General features: G+C 65.0%; 26 protein-coding genes and 1 pseudogene. 12 read left to right on the top strand and 15 right to left on the bottom strand.

Annotation, left to right across the window (positions count from 1 at the left end; genetic code table 11):
- Positions 1-66: 66 nt before the first annotated feature.
- On the bottom strand, positions 67-231 hold the full coding sequence (locus tag AC5RWD_RS01285; RefSeq protein WP_494018296.1) for a hypothetical protein: 165 nt from the start codon (positions 229-231) through the stop codon (positions 67-69).
- A gap of 124 nt (positions 232-355) precedes the next feature.
- Between AC5RWD_RS01285 and AC5RWD_RS01280 the strand changes: the two genes are divergently transcribed.
- Positions 356-2161 (top strand): AfsR/SARP family transcriptional regulator, encoded by a 1806-nt coding sequence (locus AC5RWD_RS01280; RefSeq protein ID WP_494018295.1) that lies wholly within the window; start codon positions 356-358, stop codon positions 2159-2161.
- A 134-nt stretch (positions 2162-2295) separates the two neighbouring features.
- On the opposite strand, the gene AC5RWD_RS01275 is transcribed toward AC5RWD_RS01280, so the two are convergent.
- Positions 2296-2499 (bottom strand): cold-shock protein, encoded by a 204-nt coding sequence (locus AC5RWD_RS01275; RefSeq protein ID WP_190606256.1) that lies wholly within the window; start codon positions 2497-2499, stop codon positions 2296-2298.
- 397 nt (positions 2500-2896) lie between these two features.
- On the opposite strand from AC5RWD_RS01275, the gene AC5RWD_RS01270 reads away from it, so the two are divergent.
- The 4 genes and pseudogenes from AC5RWD_RS01270 to AC5RWD_RS01255 all read left to right on the top strand — a co-directional run.
- The gene (locus tag AC5RWD_RS01270; protein ID WP_494018294.1) at positions 2897-3283 is read left to right on the top strand and encodes a TfoX/Sxy family protein; all 387 of its coding nucleotides are present in this window, start codon (positions 2897-2899) and stop codon (positions 3281-3283) included.
- 273 nt (positions 3284-3556) lie between these two features.
- Entirely contained in the window at positions 3557-4033 is a 477-nt protein-coding gene (locus tag AC5RWD_RS01265; RefSeq protein ID WP_494018293.1) for a hypothetical protein, read from the top strand.
- A gap of 33 nt (positions 4034-4066) precedes the next feature.
- The gene (locus tag AC5RWD_RS01260) at positions 4067-5920 is read left to right on the top strand and encodes a glycoside hydrolase family 15 protein (RefSeq protein ID WP_494018292.1); all 1854 of its coding nucleotides are present in this window, start codon (positions 4067-4069) and stop codon (positions 5918-5920) included.
- Positions 5921-6053: 133 nt separating this feature from the next.
- A pseudogene (locus AC5RWD_RS01255) lies at positions 6054-6296 on the top strand (cupin domain-containing protein); the annotation flags it as partial.
- A gap of 20 nt (positions 6297-6316) precedes the next feature.
- Here AC5RWD_RS01255 and AC5RWD_RS01250 read toward each other — a convergent pair.
- Together AC5RWD_RS01250 and AC5RWD_RS01245 are read right to left on the bottom strand one after the other, a co-directional pair.
- The gene (locus AC5RWD_RS01250; RefSeq protein ID WP_494018291.1) at positions 6317-6856 is read right to left on the bottom strand and encodes a DUF2231 domain-containing protein; all 540 of its coding nucleotides are present in this window, start codon (positions 6854-6856) and stop codon (positions 6317-6319) included.
- 59 nt (positions 6857-6915) lie between these two features.
- Entirely contained in the window at positions 6916-7365 is a 450-nt protein-coding gene (locus tag AC5RWD_RS01245) for a YybH family protein (RefSeq protein ID WP_494018290.1), read from the bottom strand.
- Positions 7366-7726: 361 nt separating this feature from the next.
- Between AC5RWD_RS01245 and AC5RWD_RS01240 the strand changes: the two genes are divergently transcribed.
- On the top strand, positions 7727-8305 hold the full coding sequence (locus AC5RWD_RS01240) for a hypothetical protein (protein WP_494018289.1): 579 nt from the start codon (positions 7727-7729) through the stop codon (positions 8303-8305).
- A 2-nt stretch (positions 8306-8307) separates the two neighbouring features.
- A complete protein-coding gene (locus tag AC5RWD_RS01235; protein WP_494018288.1) occupies positions 8308-8883 on the top strand; it encodes a hypothetical protein in 576 nt (191 codons plus the stop codon).
- 179 nt (positions 8884-9062) lie between these two features.
- Here AC5RWD_RS01235 and AC5RWD_RS01230 read toward each other — a convergent pair whose 3' ends face one another.
- A complete protein-coding gene (locus tag AC5RWD_RS01230; protein ID WP_494018287.1) occupies positions 9063-9800 on the bottom strand; it encodes a hypothetical protein in 738 nt (245 codons plus the stop codon).
- A 309-nt stretch (positions 9801-10109) separates the two neighbouring features.
- On the opposite strand from AC5RWD_RS01230, the gene AC5RWD_RS01225 reads away from it, so the two are divergent.
- Entirely contained in the window at positions 10110-12278 is a 2169-nt protein-coding gene (locus tag AC5RWD_RS01225) for an amylo-alpha-1,6-glucosidase (RefSeq protein ID WP_494018286.1), read from the top strand.
- Here the strand turns inward: AC5RWD_RS01225 and AC5RWD_RS01220 are convergent.
- The 4 genes from AC5RWD_RS01220 to AC5RWD_RS01205 all read right to left on the bottom strand — a co-directional run bounded on the left by AC5RWD_RS01220 (position 12275) and on the right by AC5RWD_RS01205 (position 15359).
- Entirely contained in the window at positions 12275-13489 is a 1215-nt protein-coding gene (locus AC5RWD_RS01220; RefSeq protein WP_494018285.1) for a YbfB/YjiJ family MFS transporter, read from the bottom strand. The two genes, AC5RWD_RS01225 and AC5RWD_RS01220, sit on opposite strands and share 4 nt — an antisense overlap.
- A gap of 84 nt (positions 13490-13573) precedes the next feature.
- Complete coding sequence (locus AC5RWD_RS01215) at positions 13574-13876, bottom strand: hypothetical protein (RefSeq protein ID WP_494018284.1); 303 nt, start codon at positions 13874-13876, stop codon at positions 13574-13576.
- Between the two features lie 49 nt (positions 13877-13925).
- Positions 13926-14780: a nitroreductase gene (locus AC5RWD_RS01210; RefSeq protein ID WP_494018283.1), complete on the bottom strand. Its 855-nt coding sequence runs from the start codon at positions 14778-14780 to the stop codon at positions 13926-13928.
- Positions 14781-14852: 72 nt separating this feature from the next.
- Entirely contained in the window at positions 14853-15359 is a 507-nt protein-coding gene (locus tag AC5RWD_RS01205; protein ID WP_494018282.1) for a DUF4863 family protein, read from the bottom strand.
- 190 nt (positions 15360-15549) lie between these two features.
- On the opposite strand from AC5RWD_RS01205, the gene AC5RWD_RS01200 reads away from it, so the two are divergent.
- Entirely contained in the window at positions 15550-16197 is a 648-nt protein-coding gene (locus AC5RWD_RS01200; RefSeq protein WP_494018281.1) for a TetR/AcrR family transcriptional regulator, read from the top strand.
- A 129-nt stretch (positions 16198-16326) separates the two neighbouring features.
- On the opposite strand, the gene AC5RWD_RS01195 is transcribed toward AC5RWD_RS01200, so the two are convergent.
- Positions 16327-17793, bottom strand: coding sequence for an MFS transporter (locus tag AC5RWD_RS01195; protein WP_494018330.1), 1467 nt, complete (start codon positions 17791-17793; stop codon positions 16327-16329).
- Positions 17794-17886: 93 nt separating this feature from the next.
- Here AC5RWD_RS01195 and AC5RWD_RS01190 point away from each other — a divergent pair, with 93 nt between their 5' ends.
- Both AC5RWD_RS01190 and AC5RWD_RS01185 read left to right on the top strand, forming a co-directional pair.
- Complete coding sequence (locus tag AC5RWD_RS01190; RefSeq protein WP_494018280.1) at positions 17887-18396, top strand: DoxX family protein; 510 nt, start codon at positions 17887-17889, stop codon at positions 18394-18396.
- 141 nt (positions 18397-18537) lie between these two features.
- On the top strand, positions 18538-19044 hold the full coding sequence (locus AC5RWD_RS01185; RefSeq protein WP_494018279.1) for a carboxymuconolactone decarboxylase family protein: 507 nt from the start codon (positions 18538-18540) through the stop codon (positions 19042-19044).
- A gap of 139 nt (positions 19045-19183) precedes the next feature.
- Here AC5RWD_RS01185 and AC5RWD_RS01180 read toward each other — a convergent pair whose 3' ends face one another.
- On the bottom strand, positions 19184-19693 hold the full coding sequence (locus tag AC5RWD_RS01180; protein ID WP_494018278.1) for a hypothetical protein: 510 nt from the start codon (positions 19691-19693) through the stop codon (positions 19184-19186).
- A gap of 247 nt (positions 19694-19940) precedes the next feature.
- On the opposite strand from AC5RWD_RS01180, the gene AC5RWD_RS01175 reads away from it, so the two are divergent.
- On the top strand, positions 19941-20723 hold the full coding sequence (locus AC5RWD_RS01175; protein ID WP_494018277.1) for a GntR family transcriptional regulator: 783 nt from the start codon (positions 19941-19943) through the stop codon (positions 20721-20723).
- Positions 20724-20742: 19 nt separating this feature from the next.
- Here the strand turns inward: AC5RWD_RS01175 and AC5RWD_RS01170 are convergent, their stop codons facing one another.
- The 4 genes from AC5RWD_RS01170 to AC5RWD_RS01155 form a co-directional block, all read right to left on the bottom strand.
- Positions 20743-21996, bottom strand: coding sequence for a S8 family serine peptidase (locus AC5RWD_RS01170; RefSeq protein WP_494018276.1), 1254 nt, complete (start codon positions 21994-21996; stop codon positions 20743-20745).
- Between the two features lie 7 nt (positions 21997-22003).
- Positions 22004-23344 (bottom strand): S8 family serine peptidase, encoded by a 1341-nt coding sequence (locus AC5RWD_RS01165; protein WP_494018275.1) that lies wholly within the window; start codon positions 23342-23344, stop codon positions 22004-22006.
- Positions 23345-23445: 101 nt separating this feature from the next.
- Positions 23446-24450 (bottom strand): nucleoside hydrolase, encoded by a 1005-nt coding sequence (locus AC5RWD_RS01160; protein ID WP_494018274.1) that lies wholly within the window; start codon positions 24448-24450, stop codon positions 23446-23448.
- Positions 24451-24484: 34 nt separating this feature from the next.
- Positions 24485-25915, bottom strand: coding sequence for an MFS transporter (locus tag AC5RWD_RS01155; protein WP_494018273.1), 1431 nt, complete (start codon positions 25913-25915; stop codon positions 24485-24487).
- Positions 25916-26001: the final 86 nt, after the last annotated feature.

Raw genomic sequence — 26001 nt, 5'->3', positions numbered from 1 at the left:
GGCGCCCAGGCACGAACCGCCCCCGGCTTCCGATGGTTGCGCCCCCTCGAAACCTCGGTCCTTAACCTAGAGCCGCGCCTCCGAGAACGGAACGCTGGGCAACCGGCCTGCGTGCCACGCCTCCGTGGAGCGCACACCCGGAGTGTGGCCCCGGCCGTCGGTCAGGATCGCGCGGATGGTGGCGCCGGCAACCCAGAGTCCCGCAAGAACGATGATGGTGAACAGTTCCATGGTGTTTCCCTCGAATGAGTGGTGGTGCTGATGGGGTGATTTCAGTGTGTTCGGCGGGCGTGTGAGCCGGCGTGTGAAAGTCCGCTGACTCCGCTGATGGCCGGCCGGGGCTAAAATGGCGCGTATGGCCGGAAGCACCATTCGGCTCCTCGGTCCGCCGGCGATCGAGTCCACCGGAAGTCCTCCCCCGCAGCCCCGGGGCCGCAAGGCCTGGGCCGTGTTGGCCTACCTTGCGCTTCAGCCGGACGGCACCGGGCGGTCGCGGCTGGCAGTGCTGCTGTTCCCCGACGCGGCGGATCCGCTCGGCGCCCTACGGTGGAACCTCTCCGAGTTGCGCCGGACCCTCGCCGGGGTGACGTTCGACGGCGATCCGCTGCGGCTGGCGCTGCAGCCGCCGTGGCGGTGCGACGCCGTCGAACTCGTGGGCTCGGGTGCCCTCCCTCGACCGGATCCCCGCAGCCTGAACGGCCAGCTGCTGGAGGGGCTGTCCTTCGCCGATTGCCCGGTGTTTGATTCCTGGGTGGCTGACCAGCGGTACCGCCTGGACAACTGCGTCCAGTCCCTGATGTACGAGGCCGCACTGGCCGCCCTTGCTGCGGATGAGCCCGGCGAGGCAGCGGAACTGGCAACCCTGGCACTGCACCGCGACCCGTTCCACGCGGACTGCAACGCCGTCCTGGTCAAGGCTCTCGTGTCGCTCGGCGAGCACCACCGGGCCAGGGAGCACGTGGCGAAATGCGCGGACCTCTACCGCCAGGAGCTCGGCCTGCCGCTGCCGGCAGAGGTCCGCCGGGCGCTGACGTCTGCGTTTCCGGCCGACCCGGGCATGCCGGCCACTTCAGCAACCGTGCGGTCGTATCTGGACGCAGGCGGGGCGTCCCTCCTGGCCGGCGCTGTCGACCGGGGGCTCGATCAGCTGCGGCTCGCCGTCGTGCTCGCCCAGCGCAGCACTGACCGGCACCTGATCGCCGAATCCCTCGTGACGCTGTCCGGGGCGCTGATCCACCAGGCGGGCGGCCGGGGCGCGGAGGTGGCGGACTTCCTGCACCGGGCGTTGTCGGCGGAAGGGCCCGACGGCGCCTCCCGGACTGCCGCCGCGGCGTACCGCGAGCTGGGCTACCTGTCGGTGCAGCGGGGCGTGCCCGACCGTGCGGCCGGCTGGCTGGGGCGCGCGATGCTCGCTGCTGAGGGGTTCCCCGACGAACAGGCACGGATTCTCGGCATTCAAGGCATGCTGGCCTCGGACACCGCGCACTATGAGGACGCCGTGGCCGCCCTGAAGGAATCCGGCAGGCTGGCGAAGGCCAACAAAAACCGCCGGCAGCAGGCGTTCAGCCGGGCACTGCTCGGCCGAGTGCAGCTGCTGCAGGGTGACGTGGACGCAGCGGCGGCGTCCCTGGACCGCGCGCTGGAGTGGGTGGCTGCCGAACACTGGACGGCGTTCGAGCCGTTTGTCAGCGGGCTGCGCGGGGAAACGTATCTTGCCGCCGGCAGGCTCGAAGAAGCCGCGGAACTCATTGACCGGTCGTGGGTCTTGGCTGATCTTGCCGGCGACCACTGCTACATGGCGCTGGCGGCCGGGGCGGAGGCCCGGCTCTTCCTGGCCCACGGCGATCTGGCCGCCGCGCAGCACTGGGTTGAACGCGGGCTGGAACCGAAGCCGTGGTACCTCTGGTATTCGGCCCGGTTGCTGGATGTGGCCGTGGAGGTGGCCATCGCGGCGGGTTCGCCCCGCGCTTCGGAGTTCGTCGGCAGGCTGGACAAGCTGGCCAGCCGCAGCGGGATGCGCGAGTTTGTGGTGCGGGCGCGGTCGCACCGGGCGCTCCTCGGCGACGAGGCGGCCGCGCAGACGGTGCCGTGGCTGGCCAACGAGATCGACAGCCCGGCGCTGAAGGCGTTCCTTGCACAGCGCGGAACGCCCGCGGGTTGAGCCCGTGCCGGCTCCATCACCGGCGACACGTCCGCTTACCCGCTGGTTCCAGCACACGCGGGTTAAGAAAAAGCAGGGCCCGTCCGAAGACGGGCCCTGCTCAGAAACCTTGCGGCCCCAGAAACTCTATGGAATTAGAGAGCCTGGATGTTGACGGCCTGGGGACCCTTGGGGCCCTGCTCGGTTTCGAAGGAAACCTTCTGGTTCTCTTCGAGGGAGCGGAAGCCGCCGGAGTTGATCGCGGAGTAGTGTGCGAACACATCCTGGGAAGAGTCATCGGGGGAAATGAAGCCGAAGCCCTTTTCAGCGTTAAACCATTTGACGGTGCCAGTAGCCATTATTTTTGTCCTTCGTGAAGGTGGAGGAAAAGTCCCGACTTTCGGGTCCTCCGGCGTGGGGTGTTCAAAACCGCTACTTCAGAAGAACGCGGACTTTCGACCGCGCGTACTGCCTGAACTACCAAATACAAACACAACAACGGTCTCTACTGTACACGAGATCCAGCCGGCACCTCGCCAAACTTGCAGCAACAACCATTTAGGACGAATACGCCCCGCCATTACTGAAGCTGAGGCAGGAGCACGACGCCGGCGCACGCGGCTGCACGGCGGCGGTGGCCGGGGGCGCCGAAAGCGGTGGCCGGGGCCGGAGTGCGGGCGTATGATCCCGGCATGGAACGGCACACGGCCATGCCCATGCCGTGCCGCCCTAACCCTGCTACCCGGAGGTGCACCGATGGAGATGCCTAAAGCGACCGAGGCTGACAAGGAACACTTCCGGGCCATAGTGCCTGACCATCCCGGGGTGGTCATCAAGCCGATGTTCGGGAACCTGGGGGCGTTCGTCAACGGCAACATGTTCGCCGGGCTGTTCGGGCCCACCATCGGCATCAAGCTCTCCGAGGAGGACCGGGCGGTGCTGGAGTCATCGGAGCGCACCGTTCCCTTCGGTCCCGCCGAGCGTCCCATGGGCGGGTACACCGGGCTGCCGGAGATGTGGAACGAGGAGGGCGACGGCGACGACGCGCGTGCCCGGGCATGGACGGAGAAGGCCTTCCAGTACGTCGCCACCCTGCCGCCGAAGGCCGCCAAGGAACCCAAGCCCAAGGCCGCCAGGAAGTAGCCACGTCCCCGTCCTCAGAGGCCGCGCGGGAGGGGGACACCGAGTACTGGTGGGGCACCTCGCGGGCCGGTCGCCGTTGGTTGAGCTTGCCGCAACCAGGCTAGGAGTTTTTGTCCAGCTAATGGCTCCTAAGCCCCCGGAGCGGCCATTCTCTGGACAAGACCTCTGCTGCGGGTTGGGTTGTCGTGAAGCCGCGCACGGCCCGGGCCTTGCCCGCCGTTCGCTCCGCATTCTAAAATTAGATAAGTTACATTTAGAAGGCAGGCGGTTGAGATGGACTGGCAAGGCTGGGCGCTGTTCGGGCTGTTAGCCACGGCGGCCCTGACCGGGGTGATGATTGCCTTCCAGATGGCCGGCTGGACCCGGCTCGACCTGCCGCTTGTCCTGGGCAGCCTTGTCACGCCGGATCCGGACCGGGCGCGGATCGCGGGCTTCTTCATCCACCTCGCGGCAGGGCAGGTCTTCGCCCTCGGCTACGCGGCGGTCTTTGCGGTGCTGGGCAGGGCCACGTGGTGGATCGGCGCGCTGCTGGGGCTCCTCCACGTTGCCGTGGCGCTGACGATCATCCTGCCTCTGCTGCCCGGCATCCATCCCAGGATGGCCAGCACCAGGGCCGGCCCGGCCAGCCGCGCAGCGCTTGAACCGCCGGGCCTGCTGGGCCTGAACTACGGAATCCAAACGCCGGCGGTGGCCGTGGCCGCCCACCTGGTCTACGGCTCCCTGCTCGGGCTGCTCCTCACGGCCAGTTGAACCTTCCCAAAGCGGAAGAAGGTGAACGGGAACATGGACGCCAAGCACTCACCCGCCCTTGCGGACTACGGGCTGCTGGGAGATACCCGCACGGCCGCCCTGGTCTCGGCCGACGGCGGCATCGACTGGCTCTGCGCGCCCACCTTCGACGGCGGTCCCGTCTTCGGCGCGCTGCTCGGCGGCCCGGAGGCTGGCACCTTCCGGATCAGTCCTGCCCTGCCCGCCAAGCGCCTCGTCCGCCGCTACCGGCCGCACACGGCGACGCTCGAGACCGTCTGGGCCACCGACGGCGGCACGCTGACGCTCACCGAAGCGATGGTGGCGGAGGTATCGGGCCGCCTGCTGCCCACGACTCTCCTGGTCCGGCGGCTGGAGGCCAGCGGCGCACCGGCGGCGGCCGCCGTCGTTTTTGATCCGCGTTTCGGCGAGCGCCACCTGCACCCCCGCGTCCGGCAGGGCCAGCACCTGGTCTGCGAATGGGGTGCGCTGGCCATGTCGCTCGGCTGCAGCGGCGGGGTGCGGCTGGAGCCGGGCACGACGGCGGCAATCACCGTTGAGCCCGGGCGTCCCGTTGTGATGGTGCTCGCCCTGGCCTATACGGAACCGCTGATCTGGGTCGATCCCGAGACTGCCTGGGATCTGGTGGAAGCCGACGAGGCCCGCTGGCGGGAGTGGACATCGGGCATCAGCGGGGACGTTCCGTTCAGGGAAGCTGTGGTGCGGAGCCTGCTGACGCTGAAACTGCTGACCTACTCCCCCTCGGGCGCGCCGGTGGCGGCTCCCACCACGTCCCTGCCGGAGGATCCGGGCGGCATCCGGAACTGGGACTACAGGTACGCCTGGCCGCGGGACGCCAGCATCGGCATCGCCGCCTTCCTCGCCCTGGGCAAGGACGGCGAGGCCCTGAACTTCCTGAACTGGCTCCTTCATGCGAGCCGGCTGCAGCGGCCGCGGCTTCCTGCCCTGCTCACCCTGACCGGCGGGCATGTTCCCTCAGAGCGCACCCTACAGAACTGGCCGGGCTACCGGGGCAGCGCTCCGGTAAGGGTGGGGAACGGCGCCGCCCACCAGCACCAGCTGGACGGCTACGGCTGGGTCCTGGACGCCGCGTGGAACCTCGTCCGGCAGGGGCACCGGCTCAATTCGGAGACGTGGCGGGCGATGCGGGGCTTCACCGATCTCGTGGCGCGGCGCTGGCCGGAACCGGACGCCGGCATCTGGGAAATCCGCGCGGACGCCGCGCACCACGTGCATTCCAAGCTCATGGGTTGGCTGGCCCTGGACCGGGCGCTGCGGATCGCCCGGACCCATCCCCTATGCACCCCGCGGCGGCGCCGGTGGGAAGGCGCGCGGGAAGCTGTCGCCGCCGACATCAGGGCCCGGGGATTCGACATTGCCAGGAACACGTACACCCGCTCGTACGGGTCCGGCGACCTCGACTCGGCACTCCTGATCCTGCCCGTGACCGGCTTCGAGGAACCTGGCTCGGCACGGGTGCGGGGAACAGTGGATGCTGTGCGGGCGGAGCTATCGGCGGGTTACCCGTTCCTGTACCGCTACCCGCCGGGCCAGGACGGGCTGCCCGGTGACGAGGGGGCGTTCCTGCCGTGCTCCTTCTGGCTTGTCCAGGCACTCGCCCTTACAGGTCGGGCTACGGTAGCCGCGGCAATGTTCGAGGCGCTTCTTGGGGTGGCCGGCCCCCTGGGTCTGCTCAGCGAAGAGATCGACCCCGCCACCGGGACCCTGCTGGGAAACTACCCCCAGGCCCTGACCCACGCCGCGCTGGTCCAGGCGGCGCTGGCACTCCGCGATGCTTGTTCCGGCGAGCCGCTGGGTGAGCCCGTCAAAACCGAGGCCGTCGAAACCGAGCCTGACCCCGCCGGTTGAGCCCGGTGCATGAGCCCGTCCGGTGAGTCCGCCGGGTGAGCCGTCGAAACCAAGGCTGGTCAGCGCCCCTTTCCCCTATGCGGGAGGTTCCGCCGATACGGGTACTGACAGAGACTCCCTCAGGACTGGATAGCGCGGGCAGTATCTCCGCGTCACCCAGGGCGTCGCCCGGTTCGGCGGCCGCGACGGAAAGATCATCAAGGTCCACCCCGGCCAGACCCTCTACACCCCGCCCGGGGAAGAGCACTGGCATGCCGCCGCTCCCGGCTGCTTCATGGAGCACATCGCCATGATGGAGAACGACGACGACCCCGCCACGACCACCACCTGGGGCGGGCACATCACCGACGACGAGTACAACGGCACCCAGTCCTGATCCCCGCCCCGGCGCTTCCCTCAGGCGGAGGCAGCGGCCCGGCGTGCCGTTCCGCGGTTGAGTGCCAGGTGCCCGCCCAGGAAGCCGGCTCCCGCTACGACTGCGTTTCCTGCCAGGCCGAGCTTCACTGCGAGCGCCTGGCGGCCACGCATCCGCGCGATCAGGGATCCAAGGAGAAGGAAGATGGCGGCGTCGGTACCGAGGGCGTGCACCGCGCCGATCCGACGCTCGCTGTCCGTCATTTCCGCCCAGTCCCCGGTGCCTGAAAGGGCGGTAGGCACAGCGGCCGCCAGCCCGGTTCCGACCAACACCATGGCACTGCGCCGCGACTGGGATCCTCCGGCAACGTCAAGGATGGACGCGCTGAACCAACAGCCGAGCGTCACGTCGGTGAGCAGCGGATGCAGGGAGTGGCCGAGGACGCCGGTGTGAAGCGGGCTGCGCCGCGCCCAGTCAATGATCGGCCCGTAGACGACCTCCTGGGCGACGGCCACGCGTTCCGAGAGGTGGCTGTCGCCCACTGCCCGGGCTATGCGTTGAGGCAGTGGCACTTCACTCATGGTCAGTTAAGGTACGCCCGCGGGGCAGGGCTGTATAGAGATTCCCGCCAAGCCCGGTGTCATGTCTCCGGCACGGCTGGGTTTTCCTCAGCGGCAGCGGCCGCGTCAAGCGGAACATAGTCGCCGTGGCGGTGGACGATCTTCCACTCCCCGCCTTCGCGGCGGTAGACGTGGGTGACGCGGATCTTGGTGGACTGGGGCGGACCGCCGTCGACCGTCAGGTCAGCACGCTCGAACCCGACGGTGTACGCCAGGTCCCCGCTGGCCCCGGCGGCAAGCAGCTCGAAACTGTAGGCGGTGCAGTTCGAGAACCGTGACGCCACCCAGCGGAACGTCTGGCTGACGGCGTCCCACCCCACGTTGGACATGCCCATCGCGCCCAGTAAGGTGACCGGGTCGGAGCGTGACCACAAAGCCATTCTCGGCTCCACGTCGCCGTTGTGGAGGGCCGTTTCCGCTGCTATCTGCCGGTCCAGCATGGCGGTCAGGAAATCATCGAGCTCGCTCATGTCCGTCTCCTTCGCCGACACAGGCGTCGCCCCGCGCCTCGGGGCTTGCCGCCAGAGTGGCAGTTCCCGGGTACGGCGTCAACGGCCGGGCGGCGGCCCCGCAGACAACGTCAGTTCCGCGCTTTACAATGGGCATCCACAGGCAGGCGCACGGGCGCTCCTGCCTCGTTCACCGGCGGTGCAACCCGCCGTGGACGGATCATGAATGGGGATGACTGATCATGAGCGACGGCGCACCCGGCTCCGGACCCGATCCCGCGCCGTGCCGCCGAGAAAGCCGCCGAATGCCCCGCGTTTCGGATCCAAGAAGGAAAGTTCGACGGCGGCCAACGGGCCGCCTGCCCAGCCCACCATACGGGTGGTGAGCTGGGAGGAAAGTCCCGCGCCGCCGTCGTCGTTCGACAATTACGCGGAGTTCATCGCCCGGCTGGACGCAGCGGCCGGCAAACTCACTCCGCGGCGGGATGCCCTGGCCACGGCCCTTGGCGCTGCAGAATTGCTCCTCACCCAGAACCAGGCAGGGCTCGAACTGTGGGGGCAGCGCCTCGCTCTCATCAGTCTGCTCCTGGCCCGGCACAGCGAAACCCATGAGGCGCGCAGATACAGCACTCTCAGGGAACTGCATGAGATAGCAGCCAAGATGGAGCGGATGTTCACCAGCCGAACGCAGCGCGTCCAGGACGTCTGCCATGCGATCCGGGAACGCCGGGACCAGATCACCACGTCGCTGTTTGAACTGGAGAAGAGCAAGGTCAAACTGGCATCGTCCCGGATGCTGACCCTGGAGCGGGAGAATCTCCGGAAAGTGGCCGACGATCTTTCCCTCTCCCCGGAGGGCGTCAGCCTCGGCTTCCCGGATCCCGGCCTTCGGGAAAGCCTTCGGGAAGCGCGGGAAGCAATCATCATGGCCGAGGCCCTGCTGGACGTGAAAGGGAACTGATCATGCCAACTCCACGGACCGAATCCCGGGAAGTCTGCAGCTTCACCTCCAAGCAATGGAGCGGCAGGCCGGCCGACGGCGCGGGCGCCACGTTCGGAGGGTTCTCCGTCATCGGCTTCGTCCTGTGCCTGCTCCTGATGACCTTCACGCCTGCGCTCAGGGACGTCGGCGCCACGATGCTGTTCGTCGCGGTCTTCGCCACAGTGTTTACGTTCCTGGCCATCCTCGGCAAGAATTCGAGCGAGCGGGCGTTCCTGCAGCGGCTGACCGGGACCGTCAATGACGTGATCCTTGAAATGACGGCGGACCGGACCAGCCAACTCTCTCCGGAAGGGCTCCGCTCACTTCTCGTCGAGGGCGGGAGCCACCCGCTGCTGGTGAACGGAGTCTCCGGCCTGCACCTGAAGGCCGTCCCGCAGCCCGTACTGAAGCCGCAGCAGAATGCCACGCCGAAAGCCAATGCAGTCACCACGACGCGGATCGTCATCGCAGCCACTCCACCTGATTACGGCATCCGCAGCTTCGACCGGCTCCTGGAGACCGCGACGACCGACCCCGGCTTCAATTCGGCCGCATGATCATTGACTTCATACTCCTGCTCATCGAGGGAGCGCTGACCTTCCTCGAACACCTTTTCCTCCATGGACGGGCGTCACGGAAAGGCAAGGTCCGCAAGAGCCTGGAACGCCGGAGAGCTCAACGCTCGGAAAACGCTGAGGGTTGATCCCATGCGGGGTCACTTAGAACGTGTGCGAGCCTACGGCTGGACAACACTGACGAGTTCTGACCGGCTGCCCGTCTCGAGGTCTTCGGTGAGGACCAATGACTTGACCTCCGGGCAGTAATATTTGTGCTCCCGTGCGTTCTTCTCAAGGGGCGTCCAGTCATAGACCTTGACGCAGTCGGTGTACTTGGCGGTCTTCGTGGAGACGGTCTGGCCGGTGGCGATGGTATCCCGCATGTCTTCCGCGTTGCCGATGTAGAATTCCTGCCGGTAGGAATCGCCAACGCGCTGCTCGTCCTTCATCCAGATCCCGGCTTTTGCTCCGTCTTTTCCATGGAGGAAGCTGCCCGAGTGGTGCAGCAGCAACCCATTCCAGTAGTTATTCACATCTTCCCCGAAGTACCACACGTCACCGTTCTTGTGTTGGGCGAGGTAGTCCCTGGTTTCCTCTACCAGCTGGCCATTCTTGTATTCCTTGTCCAGATAGACGACAGTTTCGAAGCCCTCGATCTGCTTCTTCTCCGGCAGGATCTCAATCTCGATCCGTTCGGTGACACTTCCTCCGCTGGTGGTCTCATACGTCATTTTCTTGCCGACGGGGAGTGCAAAATACTTATTGGTGATGTTGGTGGTGAAATCTGCAGGAGTGATCTGGGGGTTGTACTCGCCGGCCCGGCTCCTTTTGATGCTGTCGTTATAAAAAAACACTCCGCCGCCGACAACCAGCAACAGGACGAGGACTCCAAGAAAAATTTTGGTCCGTAGAGGCATGACCTTTCCCACTCCTCACTGAGCAGAATTCCTATAAAGGGTCAGGGCAACGTTGCCCATGGCCATAGCAAAAAGGTAGAGCAGTTTGCCCGGAAGCAGAACCCATCGATGTAAACAGGGTGTGGAGGCCAAATGCTCACGAGATAGCGGTATGCCTCCACCGCCCTTGTGGCGGCGCGCTTCCCACGTCTGCCACTGGTATCGGTCGACGCGGAGGCGTAGCGTCGGTTTGAGCAGGCGATCGCGGAGGATTCGCTCGGCGCTGGCACGGCCCTGAGCCGCTGAAGTCGGTCCTTTGAAGGAGCAGGGATGGCTGGATGGAATGCTGACACTGCTGCAGGTTCGCCGGGGCCAGGCGCAGTCACCCTGGTGGAGGGGTCATCCTTCTGCATCTCGTCGGCGAATGGCGACATTCATCCGGAGTTCCCGCATGGGGTTTTCTTTGAGGACACCCGTATCCTGTCCGGCTGGCATCTGACCGTTAACGGAGCCCCACTGGAGCCGCTCGCCGCCAAGACCAAGGAACCGTACAGGGGCCTGTTTGCCGGCCGCGTCCCCCGCGCGGACGGGCACGCGGACAGTCCGCTGATTGTCGAACGCCTCCGCGAGGTCGGCACCGGAATCCTGGAGCAGATCACCGTCAGGAACTACGCGCCGATCCCGGCGGAATGCGTGGTCTCCCTCCAGGTCGACGCGGACTTCGCTGACCTCTTCGAGGTGAAGGAGGCGCGCATCCAGGGGCGCTGGAACGAATCCCGCCAAGCGGACGGCGACGCGCTGACCATCCGGGCCGTTTGGCAGGACATTCGGAAAGGCGTCGTCGTGTCAGCCAGCGGCGCAGACGCCACACCCGAAGCCCTGACATACCGCACCGTTGTCCCAGCGCACGGACAATGGAGCGCCACTATAAGCGCGGTGCCCACCGCAGACATGTCCCGTCCGGCGGCGCAACCGTTTATTCGTTCGGACGAGGGCGGACTATCGCCGCGCGACCTCCGCCGGCAGGAGTGGGTGTCAAAGATTCCGGTGCTGCGCATGGGCAACCGCTCGATCGAACGGACGCTTCGCCGCAGTTACGACGACCTCGGGGCACTTCGCATCGAGGACCCCGACCACCCGGACCGGATCGTAGTGGCCGCCGGCGCGCCCTGGTTCATGGCACTGTTCGGCCGGGACTCCCTGTGGGCATCCCTCATGGCGCTGCCGGTGGATCCATCCCTGGCCTTCGGCACCATCCAAACGCTGGCCGACCGCCAGGGCAGGGTGGTGGATGTGATGAGCGAGGAGGAGCCGGGGAAGATCTTGCACGAGGTCAGGCTCGATGTCTCCAGCGGACTCGCCCTGGGCGGCAAGTCTGCCTACTACGGCAGCGTCGACGCCACGCCGCTGTTCGTGGCTTTGTTCGGCGAAGTCAGCCGCTGGGGATTCACCCCGGAAACCATCTCGGCCCTGCTGCCGAACGTGGATCGGGCGCTGGACTGGATCCGGAACTATGGGGACAAGGACGGGGACGGATTCGTAGAGTACGAGCGCCTCAATGACCAGGGGCTGATTAACCAGGGCTGGAAGGACTCCTGGGACGGCATCAACTTTGCCGACGGCACCCTGGCCGAGCCACCAATCGCGCTCTGCGAGGTGCAGGCGTACGTCTACAGCGCCTACATGGCCCGGTCCTGGCTGGCTTACGACGCCGGAGACCTCGCCCTCGCAGCTGAGTACCGGGAGCGCGGGGCACGGCTGAAGAGGCAATTCAACGAACAGTTTTGGCTGCCCGACCGCGGCTATTACGCGGTCGCCCTGGACGGAAAGAAGCGTCCTGTCGACGCGTGCGCTTCCAACATGGGGCAATGCCTGCTGTTCGGCATTGTCGATGCCGATAAAGCCCCGCTGGTGGCGGAACGGCTCATGTCTCCGGAAATGTTCAGCGGTTGGGGCGTACGAACCCTGGCCACCAATATGGGCGCGTACAACCCCGCAAGCTACCACAACGGATCGGTGTGGCCCCACGACAACGCGATCATCGCCGCGGGACTCCTGCGCTACGGCTTCGCCGAAGAGGCGCAACGGATCTCCACAGCATTGTTTGAGGCGGCCGAGTACTCGGAAGGACGGCTGCCGGAATTGTTCTGCGGCTTCAGCCGGGAGCACTTCGACGAACCCGTCCCCTATCCCACGGCATGCTCACCGCAGGCCTGGGCCGCCACGACGCCCATCCAACTCGTGAAGAGCCTGATGGGCTACTACGCCGACGTTGCCCGCGGCGGCCTCTGGCTGGACCCCGTGCTCCCGGACTCCTACGGCGACCTGCACATCACCAACGCCCCCATGGCCGACAGCCGGATCAGCATCGACATTTCCGGATCCACCGCGACGGTTCAGGGATTGCCCGAAGGCATGGTATTCCACCATGGAATCCGCCCCTGGGCGTCTGACCTTGCGGAAAAAGCCAACCATGCAGGTGACGGGCATCCTGATTAACTATGTGATTGCCTTTGGAAAAGCGCAGCGGTTCCCGCCCCGAGGATCAGGACGACCGACAAACACAGTCCGCCTGCTATGCCCCATGAACCATCGGATATGGCTCCCGAGATCACGGGGCCGATGCCCTGGCCCACGCTGAACGCGACGGTCTGGGCAGCAATTCCGGATGTCCGTGCTTCTGGAGGCAAACTCCTTTTGGCGAGAACGGCAGCAGCGGTCGGGCCAGCCATAAACGCACCTCCGAAGATCACCGCTGAGACCAGCGCCGCCGTCGGTCCCGACCCGACGAGGACTGGCAGCACCCCGAGAACAACAACGAGCGAGACCAGCGCCAGCGCGCGCGCAGACGAAAGGCGGTCGATGATTTTAGCCCACAGGAACAAAGTGGACGCGGCGGAGGCGAGGCCAAGGGTGATGAAAAATAGGGTTGCCGGCCACCCTGAGAGGCCCTGGGCATTAAGGAGGGCGATGATGAAGGTCATGTACGAGACGTAGCCTGCACCGTAGAGCAGATTCCACGTGAAGGCCGGCACTAGAAAGGCGAGAGACACCGTCCGCCCCGTTCGCTGTCCCGTCGGCTGAATTCGGCCCGACGCCATGCCGGCCGGAACCAGAGCCAAGGCGGCTGCCGCGCCCATGACGAGCCAGCCTACCCGCCAACCCGGGTTCCCCAGCCAGGCCAGCACAACCGGAACCAGGACTCCGGAAAGTACTATGCCGATCCCCACCCCGGACATGAAGATTCCTACCATCTTTACGGACTGTCCCGGCGAAGACGTAGGAATTCGCGATGCCAGGCCCGCACCAACGACGAAGAGGACAGCGGTAGCGACGCCTCCCACAAATCTGACGATGGCAAGATAGGTGAATTCCCCACTGATCGCCGATGCGGCAAGAGTCAGGGCACTGATGGCAATCCCCCACAAATAGGCCCGCCGGCTGCCGAACTTACGTGCCCACCAGGCACCGCTTGCCGACCCGAGAATGTATCCCACCGCGTTGGCGGTGTTAATTCCTCCTGCAGTCGCATACGACCAGTCCAGATCAGACTTCATGGCGGGGAGTAACAGCGCATAGGCGAACCGCATGAACCCGAGTGCGATGACGGGCCCTACAGCGAGTCCGAGCGCCAGCAGCGGGGCATTGTGGGGACTGCCTGAGGGCCTGCCCGAAGACGTCCGGACTGGTGAATCGACTTGGTTTTCCACGAGTTCCTTCCAGAACAGTTGACTTTCTACGCTTATGGCGGGAGAGACCGGCAATCCTCGGTCTCTCCCACCGTCATCATCGAGTTACAGCGGGGTCATGCCGCCGCCCCTACGTCCGGTGACCGGACGGACGTTGTATCCGTCGTCTCTGAGGATCAGCCGTCTGGTCCAGTCACTAATCAGCCAGATGGCCGCTCCGTCCTCCATGACGCCGTCGGTCCTCCCCACTTTGGGAGGTAGGAACGGGCTGATCAGGACGACTGCCACGTTGACTGCGATTTCGGCCCAGTCCTCGATGACCTCTCCAAGGAGGAGCGTGCCCAAGCTTTCGTCGACCAGAAAGTGCCTGAAGTTTCCCTCAAAGTACCCTTGCCTGAGTTGTCCCATCAGCTGTCCTCGGGAATGCGTTCGGTGAAGGTGTGAAATGCCCGGCCGGTCAGACGGAGCTGTCGGGTTCTCCAACGGATTGCTCCGGGGAGTCCTGCATCCAGCCGGCCCAAGCCGCGTGAGCAATGCGGGTTTGGCCGCCAGCACAGATCTCGTGATCCGGCCATTGCGAAGATGACGCTGCGCCTGAGCTGAGACCGCCCGTTGGCGTTGCGCCTCCGGCCCTATCTTCGTAAAAGGTCGCAAAGTCCGTCACGCGCTGCCGCGGGGTGGTGAAACTGTGCAACCGGTGTGATGTGTCCGCATATCCCAGTGACAGTCCGCAGATGATCCTGTGATCGTCTGGGATTTCCAGGTGGCTTCTAATGACCGGGTAGTAATCCAGGAACGAGGCTTGGGGGCAGGTGTCCAGTCCTGACGCGCGAGCAGCAAGCATCGTAGCCTGCAGGAACAGACCGGCGTCGATGAGCGCACTGTCCAACTGGTGACGGCTGACCGTGAGGAAGATGCCGACGGGAGCTCCAAAGAACTCATAGTTGCGCCGGTGATGGGCGTCCCTGCCGGCAAGGTCCGTGAGGTCTATTCCCAGCGTTTCGCCGTAGAGGCCCTGGCCGAAATCGCTCCGCCGGGACTGGTAGGGTTCCACCCATTCGTCCGGGCGTGGCTGATAGTCGAACTCGCACCTCTGGACGCGTTCTCCGGCGTCATGGGCCTGCAGGAGAGCTGCTGTTAGGCGATCCTTCGCGGTACCGGAAAGAACGTGGACCTGCCAAGGTTGCCCATTCGAATTGCTGGCCGAGCGAGAGGCAAGCTCCAAGATCCCCTCAACGGTGTTTCTGGAAACCGGCCTCGGCAAGAAGGCACGAACGCTGCGCCTGCTAAGCAGGGCTTCCTCGACACTCATCCCCTGTAGGGCGGGGCGGGCCACCGCGCTGCACACGCCCCCGCACTTGCATTGGCACATTGTTCCCCCTGCCTAGTAGCTGGGCGTGATGTCGTAGGAGATGCGGCCGGCGGGCAGGAAGAAGAGTGCGATCAGCGCTCCGCCCTTAACTTCCGGATAGTGGTGGCTGCCGGGCCCTGGAGCTGTCCATCCCGGTCCCGACCAGCCGTTGGGTCCGGCGAGCTTGGCCTCGGGATCGAGGGGGACCACGAGGTTCAGCTCCCCGTATGGGTGCTGATGGTAATCGCCGCGGTAGGGCTCGACGCTGTTCATGTACACCGCCGTGATGCTGAAGTAGTTGAGCACATCGCTGGGATCAGCGAGGCGGCTCCGCCTATAGTTCGGACCATCAACTTCGATGTTGGCCGCCCAGCCGTCGCGGACGCCCTCAGTGATCATCCGGGAGAGATCTTCAAACAAGGGGGTGCCGGGACCGTAGTTTTCGTTCAGCCAGGTTTCCAGTTCGCCGCCCGCGGTGCGGTTCTTGACTTGATCAAGGAAAGGGATGCTCCGGTCGATGAGCTCCTGAAGTGCGTTCATGATTGGTCTCCTGTTCGGTAATCGCCAGCTTCTGCCGCGATGCAATAACGCTAACCCTAGGTTAAGTTACAGTCAATAGCTGTAACCTAACCTTCTTGCTTCTGCCTGATCTCCCAGTCGTTACTGTCGGACAACGGCGTCTTCTGTTACGTTGAGAGTTCGTAACGTAACCCAATTTTGGAGGTTGTAAGTGGCCACGAAGCCGGCGGGCCGGACCTCGGACGTAAGTGCCGAGACTGAGGTTTCCAAAGGCGGGAGGCCCAGGGATCCTGCAGTTGACGAGGTCATCATCAAGGCAGCCCGCCGTCGGCTTGTTCTGGACGGGTACTCCAAGATGACCCTTGGCGACGTTGCGGCAGACGCCGGCGTCACCCGGCCCACCCTGTACAGGCGGTGGCCCGGGAAGTTCGAGCTGGTAGTCGACGCCCTGGACTACGGCTTCCGCGAACAACGGAACACTTACCCCAACCTGAATCTGGATGAACTTCCGCCCCTGGAAGCCTTGACCGAGGCTGTCCGCCGGCTGGATCCCGCTTATTTCAATCCCGATGCGATGATCCTCATGGGAAACTTCATGGGCGAAACCAACCGCACCCCCGGCCTGATGGAAATTCTCACCGAGCACGCCGTTGAACCGCGCGTGAACCTCCTGGAGCGCACGCTGGCCAGCCTTCAGGACCGGGGAGCGGTCAAGCAGGGAATTGATAAAAGCACCATTGCCTCAATGTGCTTCGGCAGCTATTTTGCCGCGTTCCTGCGTGCAGACGCGGATCGAGCCGGCCTGGCCGAGAAGGTCGTGCAGGTCATTTGGCCCGCCATCGCGGCCAACCCCGACTAGGGGCTCTGGAGCGCGGATGCAGAACCGACTGCCGGCGCCACAAGCACTCCAGGCTGCCCCTTTCTCGTCACCGGCATGAGTTGGGGCCGGTTCCCTCCCTACCAGAACCGGCCCCGCCCATGCGGGCTCTTAGCGGTGCATGCGCCCCAGAACCAGGACACTGACTCCTGCGACCACCAGGGCCCCCGCCATTACCAGGAAGACCTGCTGAGGGGCGATTCCGCCACCGAGGGCAATCCCCACCAGCAGGGGGCCGGCAATTCCGCCGAGTCGTCCCATGCCCAGGGCCCATCCCACTCCCGCCGATCGCATGTGGGGCGGGTAGAGAACAGTAGCGAGCGCTATCACGCTCATTTGCCCACCCGTGACGCAGGCTCCTGTGAAGAACGCCGTCACGAGCAGCATTTCGGTTCCCGCGCCCAGAACGGCACCTAGCGCCACAACAAACACGGCACCGAGAAGGTACACCGTGCCGAGTGTGCCGAAGGGGCTGATGCGGTCCATTGCGGGGCCGATGGCCGCGGCTGCGACGATCCCACCTATCGTTGTCAGCACTGTCGCGGCGATGACGATTTCCGGAGCCCTGCCTAGGGAGCCGACGATGGTTGGCAGCCAGCTTTGAATTGAATAGAACGCGGCGAGATTTGCCACGAAGGCCAGCCACAGCAGGATTGTGCTGATTAGCCATTTGCGGCGAAAGAGCTCGGCAACCTGCGTCTTGGCCCTTTTGGATGCATGGTTTTCCCCCTCGTTGACGATGTTCGCTGCCGCCGGAAGGTCCGGCTGAAGCCGCTGCAGGATCGCGCGAACCTTCGTTTGCCCGTCCGCTTCCCTCAAGAGGAAGCGCGGTGACTCCGGAAGGTACCGGATGAGGAACCCAAGCAGGACAAGCGGCACCAGGCCCCCGATAACGAACATCATGCGCCACCCCAGCAACTGAATGATGAAGCCTGACGAGATGCCGGCAGCCACAAATCCCAAAGCAAGCCAGCAGTAGATGAACATCACGAAGCTCGACCGCCGCCGCTTAGGGGCGAACTCGCTGGTCAGGGACACCACGCTCGGGATTACGGCCCCGAGGCCGGCACCGGTCAGGAATCTTAAGGCAATGAGATGGTTCGGCTCCATTGCCAGGGCCGACGCTAACGTCAGCGAGCCGAACATGGCAGTGCACACGATGACAACCCGTCGGTTGCCAACCCTGTTTGCCAACGGCGAGAGCACCAGATACCCAATCATGAGGCCGACGATCGCGGCAGAAAGAATGGGCCCCAGTGCGGCGACAGGCAGGCCCCACTCTTTGGCGATTACCGGAGCGGCAAAACTAATCGACTGGGTATCAAAACCGTCCAGGAACATGACGGCACCGGACAGGAAGAGAATCAGGTAGTGGAAGCGGCCGAGGGGCCTGTTGTCGATTACGTCCGTCAGGCGAACTTCTTCGTTCTGGAGCTGAGGATGCAGGGGCGGGACATTCACGGATATCGCACGCCTTTCTTTGGTTTCTAGTCGGAGGTCCGCCCCGTAGGATCCGCACGGCAGATCCAGCGGGTACAGCGATGCGCCTACAACGGGCCGATGTGATACGGACAACACCAAATTAGGCCAGAGTTAAGTTACAGTCAATACTCGTAACTTAACTGACCCAGTTGCATCTCCATCCACTACAACCCATTGATCGAGGAACGCATGACCAGTTTCGACGTAGCTCTCCTGGTGCTCAGGCTCGGCATCGGCATCACCATGGCGGTTCACGGATACGCCAAACTCTTCCTGGGCGGGAGAATATCCGGCACAAGCAAATGGTTCACAAGCCTTGGCATGCGCCCGGCTGCCTTCCATGCCTGGTTGGCCGCGGGCACTGAAATTACCGCAGGTCTTGCCCTTGCCGCCGGCTTCCTGACCTCTCTCTCCTCGGCTGCATTTGTGGCACTAATGCTGGTGGCCGCGTGGACCGTCCATCGTAAAAAGGGCTTCCTCATAACCTCCGGAGGGTGGGAGTACACCTTTGTCCTTGCCGTCGCGGCGATTTCCGTAGCAATCATGGGGCCGGGACATCTGAGTCTGGACTGGCTGGTCTTCGGTTCGCCCCTGCTCGAAGGACTGCCTGGGCTTTTCATCTCCGTAGGAGTTGGCGGTGTTGCCGGCGTGGGACTCCTTGCAGCCTGCTACCGCCCGCCGAAGAACATCCCCGCCTGACGCTCGCAGGATCGGCGCTTCTTCGAGATCAGGAGCACCACGGAAATGACATTGAGTATCCCCCGTTCCGCTGGTTCTTGAGCACCGGCCCAAGAACCAGCGGAATACAAAATCTTCATTTACAGGAAAGGACCGGACGCCATGACCAGCACAACAACGGCGGCGCGCACAAATATCGGCAGCAGGCACCAGGAGCTGTACGGGACACTCATCAGGCTGGCTGGGATGTCTGACCGGGCGGCACTCGCCGAGAACATCCCCCCTCTCCTCATCGAACTGGTCAAAATACGGGTCTCCCAGATCAACGGGTGTGCCTACTGCCTGCGGATGCACACAGCTGACGCCATTGCCAAGGGTGAGAGCCCCGAACGGCTCAGTGTGTTACCCGCCTGGAGGGAGACGAGATACTTCAACGAGCAGGAGCGCTCGGCCCTGGCCTTGGCCGAATACGTCACCATGATCAATGACTCGCCCTCAAACGTGGAGCAGTACGAGTTCGCCACGGAGCACCTGACTCCGGGACAGCTGTCCGCCCTCACCTGGGTGACCATGTCGATCAACACCTTCAACCGCGTCGCCATCAGCAGCTCCTACAAGGTGGCCCCAGCCAACCACCCTGAGCAGTCGCGGAGTTCTGCCCTTAGCTGATCTGCGCCGATGGGAGGCCATGGCGAAGATGAATCCCGTCTCCTGCGCAGCAGGAGAGACTGGAACGACGGCGGCTCGCTTACGTTTTTGTCGGAGGACGCAGTCCGCGTCGGCATGCGCCGCGAGCCGCCTTGAGCGCTCAGGCTCCCTTAGCCCTGGCCTGAACGAGGTTGGCGAAAGGCAGCTTTCCGTACGTGCTGATGAACTCCGCGTGATAGGCGGCTTCAGCAGGATTCACTTCGGCGGCTGCCAGCTCCTTCCACGCAATGATCAGTGATTGGGAGTCGCTGAGCTGCCAAATGAGCCGCCCCTCCCAATGTCCAACGGGCTTCCCCCGGCCGAAGTCAGCGAACTCCTGAATGCGCTTCCGGAGTCCGCGATTGCCTGTGCTTCCGGGACCTGCTTTCCCGATGTAGAGGACGTCCGCGTTATCGACCCACTCCGCCTCCAACGCGGCTTGGAGCAAAGACGGATTCCGCTTCTTGAACCGGCCCCCTACGCTCTTCGCAAGGAACACCCGTTCGAAGCCCTCGGGTTTGAGCACCGCATAGATTCCCGGGGCCTGCGGAACGCGGTTGATGTCCAGTTCCTTGAACGCTCGGAATCCGGCGAACCCGTCTTCTCTCAGCGTCTGTTTGTTGATCTGCAATGGGATTTCCTTAGTTCGACGCTCATGAACGACGCCGTATCGGGCCTCAGGAGCCTCGGTCCGGCTCCGACGAAGCCAGCCCAAGTCCAGATCCGCTCCAGAACATTCTGTCGCTACCATTGCCCATATCGGTAGCCAGGCCTGCCGGCGCGGGGCTTTCCTGCTTTGTCGCGGCCTATCAGCTTGTCCAACAAGCCCGTACCACTTGCTAGGCTGGAATCCCCAATAAACGCAAGCGAGGCATAACGTGCACGAGGACGCCGTCCGGTTCCTGTCCCAGCCGGTGGAGGCCCAGCCCGGCTCACCGCTCCGGGTTGCCGTGTACTCCCGGATCGCCGAAGCCATCCGCAACAACCTGCTGCACCCCGGCTCCATGCTCCCCACCGAGACCGAACTCGGCACCGACATGAAGGTCAGCCGCACCGTCGTCCGCGAGGCCCTGATGCTGCTGGAGGAGGACGGCCTCATCCGCGCCCGCCGCGGCGTCGGCCGGTTCGTCTCCGACACCCTCCCCCGCATCGGCATCGAACGCATCCGCCCCTTCGAGGAAGTCCTCGGCGGCCCCGGACACCAGGTCGAGATCAAGCGCATCCAGGTCGAGAAGCAGCCGGCCTCCGAATTCGTCGCCCCCGGCGTCGGCGTCGATCCCGGCAGTGACGTCTGGCTCTGGGAATCTGTCCTGATCCGCGACGGCGAGCCCATCGCCCACCTGCAGGAGAACATCTCCGCCCTCCCCGTCAGCTTCGCCGGCCGCGCCGCCGCGCCCTTGGAGATCAACGACGACGGCGGCACCACCTTGCTCACGGCGCTCAACAAGGCGGCGGGCCGGGGTCTAGGTCCGGGCGAGTGCCAGATCGGCTTGAGCCAGGTCGGCCCGAGCCGCGCCAAGCTGCTGGACCTGCGCGCGTCCGACCCCGTCCTCGTGCTGACGCAGTATGTCCGGCACGCGAACCGGCCCTTCTACCTGGCCAAGTGCCTCATCGCGGACCGCGCCGGGCACCTCTCGGTGATGCAGTCGCTCCAGTCCTAGGCCTCCGCCAGCGCCATAGTCAGTCGCAGTCGCCAGCCACAGCCTCGCATGCGTTCACGCGGCCATGGGCCCAGTAGCTGCCGGTGCCGGGAATCTCGTCGGCGGTTGACTCCACAATTGCGCGGATCAACGTGTTTGTTGCTCCCGGGTGGGAGCTCAAGGCCAGTGCCGCCGTTGCAGCCACAATGGGTGAGGACATCGAGGTCCCGTTGCCGACGTCGTACCCGAAGGAGCGGTTGTTCTGCGTCCCGATGACGAACTTGTGGTTCGGGAACGTTGAGTAGACGTTGGCTCCGGGTGCTGCAATGTCCACCCAGCTCGCGCCATAGGTGGAGAAGGATGCTTTGGCATCTTTGTTGTCCGTGGCGGCGACGGCAATGACGTTGGGATAGGCGCCCGGGTAGATCTTGGCCTGGTTGCCTCCGTTGCCTGCTGCGGCAACCAGCACCACACCCTTGCTCCAGGCGTTGTTGACGGCAGCTTCGAGCGTGCGTGAGGGCTGCACCCCGATGCTCATGTTAATGACCTTCGCGCCGTTGTTGACGGCCCAGTTGATGCCGTTCGCCAGGCCGGAGCTGGATCCGACCCCGCTGTCGTTAAGCACCTTGCCGGCCAGGATCGTGCAGCCCGGGCACACGCCGGCGACACCCACCGTGTTGTTGGAAGTGGCGGCCACAATGCCGGCCACATGGGTGCCGTGGCCGTAGTTGTCTTCATTGGTTGCCGCACTGCTGAAATTGGCACGGGCAGCAACCTTCGGGTTGATGTCGGGGTTGTCGCTGGCGACCCCCGAATCGAGAACGGCAACCTTGACGCCGCTACCTGTCGTCACGCTCCAGGCCTCGACGGCGTCCACGTCGGCGTCCGGTGTGCCCGCGGCAACAGACAAAGTGCCGGCCGTGTTGGTGAATGACTGACCGTTGTTTTGCAGAGCGTACTGGCGAGGAAAATACTGGTCGGCTGTGGCGGCAGTGACCACCTGGTCCGGCTCGGCGTACTCGACCGCCGGGTTGCGGCTCAAGGCCGCAATGAATGCGGATTCCTGACCGGCCGGTACCTTGATGGCGCGGGCGCCCGTGCTGCCGATGCCGGCGCCGTCGCCGAGACCCTGCTGCCGCAGTACGCCCGCGGCCGCCCCGTTGTCCCGGAACTTGACGATGATCTGGCCAGTGACGTGCGAAGAATTGGTCGCCGCATTGCTCATGGCTGCCGAGTTGATCGTGCCAAGCGCCATGACTGCCGCTGCGCAGCTGGCCATAACAAGTTTTTTCATGTGGTTATCATGCTCCATCCTGTACTGGCCGGATAGGGTCGATCCGTCGTAGCTGATCGCAGACACCAGCCACAGCCTCGCATGCGTTGACGCGGCCATGTGCCCAGTCGGTGCCGGTGCCGGCGATCGCTTCGGCGGTTGATTCCACTTTCGTGCGGACTGCGGTGTTCGCGGTGCCGGCAGGAGTGCTCCAGACAAGCGCCGCGACGCCGGCGACGACAGGTGAGGCCATCGACGTACCGCTGGCGACGTCGTAACCCATGGATCGGCCGCTCTGACGGCCGATGGCGAACGGGTGCTTCGGGAAGGTCGAGTAGACATTGACCCCCGGCGCCGCCACATCCACCCAGTTGCCGTAGGTTGAGAAGGAGGCTTTGGCATCGTTGTTGTCGGTCGCCGCGACCGCAATGACGTTGGGGTAGGCGCCCGGGTAGAACTGTTCCGCGGTACCGGCATTGCCGGCCGCGGCCACGATCACCACACCTTGGTTCCACGCATCATTGACGGCAGTCTCGAGGGCCTGTGATGAAACGCGCTGTCCGAGGCTCATGTTGATGACCTTGGCGCCGTTTTCAACAGCCCAGTTGATCCCTTTCACAATGGTTGATGTGGAGCCCGATCCGCGGTCATTCATGACTTTGCCGTCCAGGATGGAGCAATCTGGGCACACACCTGAGATACCCTCCGTATCTCTGGTGGCGGCAATAATGCCGGCCACGTGGGTGCCGTGGCCGTAGTTGTCTTCGCCCGTTGCTGCAGTGCTGAAGTTGGCGCGTGCAACAACCTTCGGCGAGATATCGGCGTTGTCGCTCGCGACGCCGGTATCGAGCACGGCAACTTTAATGCCCTCCCCGGTGGTGACGCCCCATGCTTCGACGGCGTCCACATCGGCGTCGGCCTTGCCCCCGGCCACAGTCAGCGTGTCGTTGGTGTCGGTGAATGACTGGCCCTCGTTGTGCAAAGCGTACTGGCGGGGGAAATAGTCGGGGTCGGGTTCACCGGCGGTGACGGTGACCAGCTCGTCCGGCTCGGCGTACTCAACGGCCGGGTTCCGCCTCAGGGACTCGATGACCTGAGTTTCCTTGCCAACCGGCACCTTAACAAGCTGCACGCCAGTGCTGCCGACTCCAGCGCCTTCGCTGAGGCCCTGCTGGTGCAGCAGGCCAAGTGCCGCGCCATTGTCGCGGAATTTGACGATGATTTGGCCCGTGACGTGTGACGACGGGGGCACTGCGTTACTCGGGCTTACCGCGTTACTCGGGGTTGCCACGGAGATCGCGCCAAACCCCATGACCACCGCTGCGCAGCTCGCTAGTACAAGTTTTTTCATCTGGTCATCTTGCTTCAACCTGCACCAAGTAGATAGAGCCCGCCGGCACATTACGTCTCAGTTGTCCCCTATGAAGCGCTGTCCAACCGCGCACTCAGCGCCCCCGTCGCCGGTCTGGCTCAGGCCGGTGACGTAGCAGCGAAGGCGAGCGCCGCCGTCGAACCTTCCGGAGAGAACGCCAGCAGCGTCTCCACCAGGTGCGGCGCGAAGTCGTCCTCCAGCGAGAGCACCACGCGGCAGCGGGCGCCGGGCTGCTCCGGGTAGTCCATGTACAGCCCGCGGAGGTCGCAGACAGTCTGGCCCCGGCCCGGGCCGGAGGTGGTGTCGACGTCGACGTGCACCACCGGCGCAACCGCGGCGGTCACAGCCCCCACGGCGAGTGCGGCGGCGAGGGGGTCGTGCATGGCGGAACAGGCGCGGCCGAAGATACCCTCGTAGAACCGGAAGTAGTAGCCCAGCATCTCCCCCAGCGCCCGCGGCACAGCACCCGAAGAAGCCAGCAGCTCCTGCCGGTGGTTCTCCTCCAGCACGTTGGTCATGGTCACGTCCAGCGGCACCAGGGTCACGTTCCAGCCGGCGGACAGCACCAGGGCGGCGGCCTCGGGGTCGTTGGCGATGTTCGCCTCCGCCACGGGCGTGAGGTTCCCCGGCGCGAGGGCTGCTCCGCCCATGATGGTGATCTCCGCAACGAGCTCCGGCAGCTCGGGCTCCAGCCGCAGGGCCTCGGCGATGTTGGTGAGCGGGCCGATGGCCAGGACCCGCAGCGTGCCGGGGTGCTCGTGCGCGAGCCGCACCAGCATCTCCGCCGCGGTCTCGGACACGAGGTCAACAGAGGAAGTCGACAGCTCAACCTCGCCGATGCCGTTGGCGCCGTGCACCCACGGCGCTCCCCCGCCGAAGGAACCGGCGAGGGGGTCGTGCGCGCCGAGGGCGACGGGGATGTGCGCGTGCCCGGCGAGCTCCAGCAGGTCCAGGGTGTTGCGGGCGCCGACGGCGGCACTGACGTTGCCGCTGACGGCGCCGATCCCCCGCACGTCCGCCTGGGGCGAGGCGAGCAGGTAGGCCAGGGCGAGGGCGTCGTCGATGCCGGTGTCGCAGTCGAGGTAGAACGGGTGGCTGGTCATGGGAGTGGTCCTTCTTTCGGTCAGGGGGAAAGATCTAGAGGGTTTCGCCCTTGGGGGCGGCAACGAAGAGGCTGACGATGAACGCGGCCGCCGTGATGGCCACGGAGATCCAGAGCGCGGTGGCGTAGCCGGCGGAGGTCGCCTGGGCGGCGAACGGCGCAACGATCACGACGCCGAGGCTCGCGCCGATGCCAAAGGAGGCACCGTTGATGCCGGGCAGGGCGGCGGGGGCTTCCTTGGGCGAGAGCAGGACGGAGAGGCCGTTGATGGCGGTGAGGAAGAAGCCGTTGTAGAAGATGCCGAGGGCCGCGACGGCGACCATCACCGCGATCTGGTTGCCGGAGAACGCGGCGGCCACCACGGCGCAGGCCAGGCTCAGCGCGCTGCCGGCGCGGAGGGTCTTGATCCAGCCGCGACGCCCGGCCAGCCAGCCGGCGAGCGGGGCGGCGAAGACGCCAATGAGCGCGGCCGGGGTCAGGAATAGCAGGGCTGAGAGGGACGCGCTGAGCCCGAAGCCGGAGCGGTCGTCCTGGCTGAGCAGCACCACGGTGAAGTTCATGACGGCGAAGATGCCGGCCAGGGTCAGGACGGTGGTGGCGATGACCGGCCACACCTGGCGGGAGCGCAGGTGGTGCACGGCGATGAGCGGGTGGCTGCGCTTCTTCTCGATCATCCAGAAGGCGGCGAAAGAGGCCACGGTGCCGGCCAGCAGGGCCAGGGTGCCCGGGGCGGTCCAGCCGGCGGCCGAGCCGCCGGAGACGAAGTAGGTGATGAACACCAGGAACACCGAGAGCGAGCCCGCTCCCCACCAGTCCATGGCGCCGCGGACGCCGTGCGGCCGTCCCTTCGGGACGGCCTTGAGGATGCAGGTTGCGGCGACGGCGGTGAGCACCAGAACGACGACGAAGATGGACCGGAAGCCGAGGGTCTCGGACATCAGGCCGCCGACGTAGCCGTCCACTCCCCCGATGCCGCCGTTGATGGCGGCGATGATGCCCACGGAGGTGCCGAATACGCGCGGCTGCAGGTTTTCGCTGAGCACGATGTAGGAGAGCGCGAAGACGGCGCTGGAGACGCCCTGCAGGAACCGGCCGGTGATGAGCAGCGGCAGCGTTGGTGCGGCAATGCACAGGATGGTGCCGGCGCCCATGATGGCCAGCACCAGCAGCAGGGCGGCGCGGCGGCCGATGAAGTCGCTCCACCGCCCGATCACCGGTCCGGCGATGGCGCCCGCGAGGAAGAACATGGACTGCACGGGGGCTGCGGCGTCGGCGGCCTGGCCAAAGCTGGCGGCGATCTGCGGCAATGCCGGGGTGACCATGCTGGCGTTGAGCTGGAAGGACAGCACGCCGAGCAGCAGCGTGGAGATCAGCAGGGCGGCGGGACGGCCGCTGAGCTTGTTCACATCAGTGTCGCTTTCGACGGCGGGTGGCGGCGAAGTGGTGGCGTTGGCCGGGGTGTTCACATCAAACTCCATTGTTCTCTGCAGGGAGGTCCTGCTGCTGCGGAAATCAGTTGTTATACAACCATGTATGACCAACAAGTACAACC

Source organism: Arthrobacter sp. CMU6 (assembly GCF_059090205.1).
This window is presented reverse-complemented; position numbering and strand designations above follow the sequence as displayed.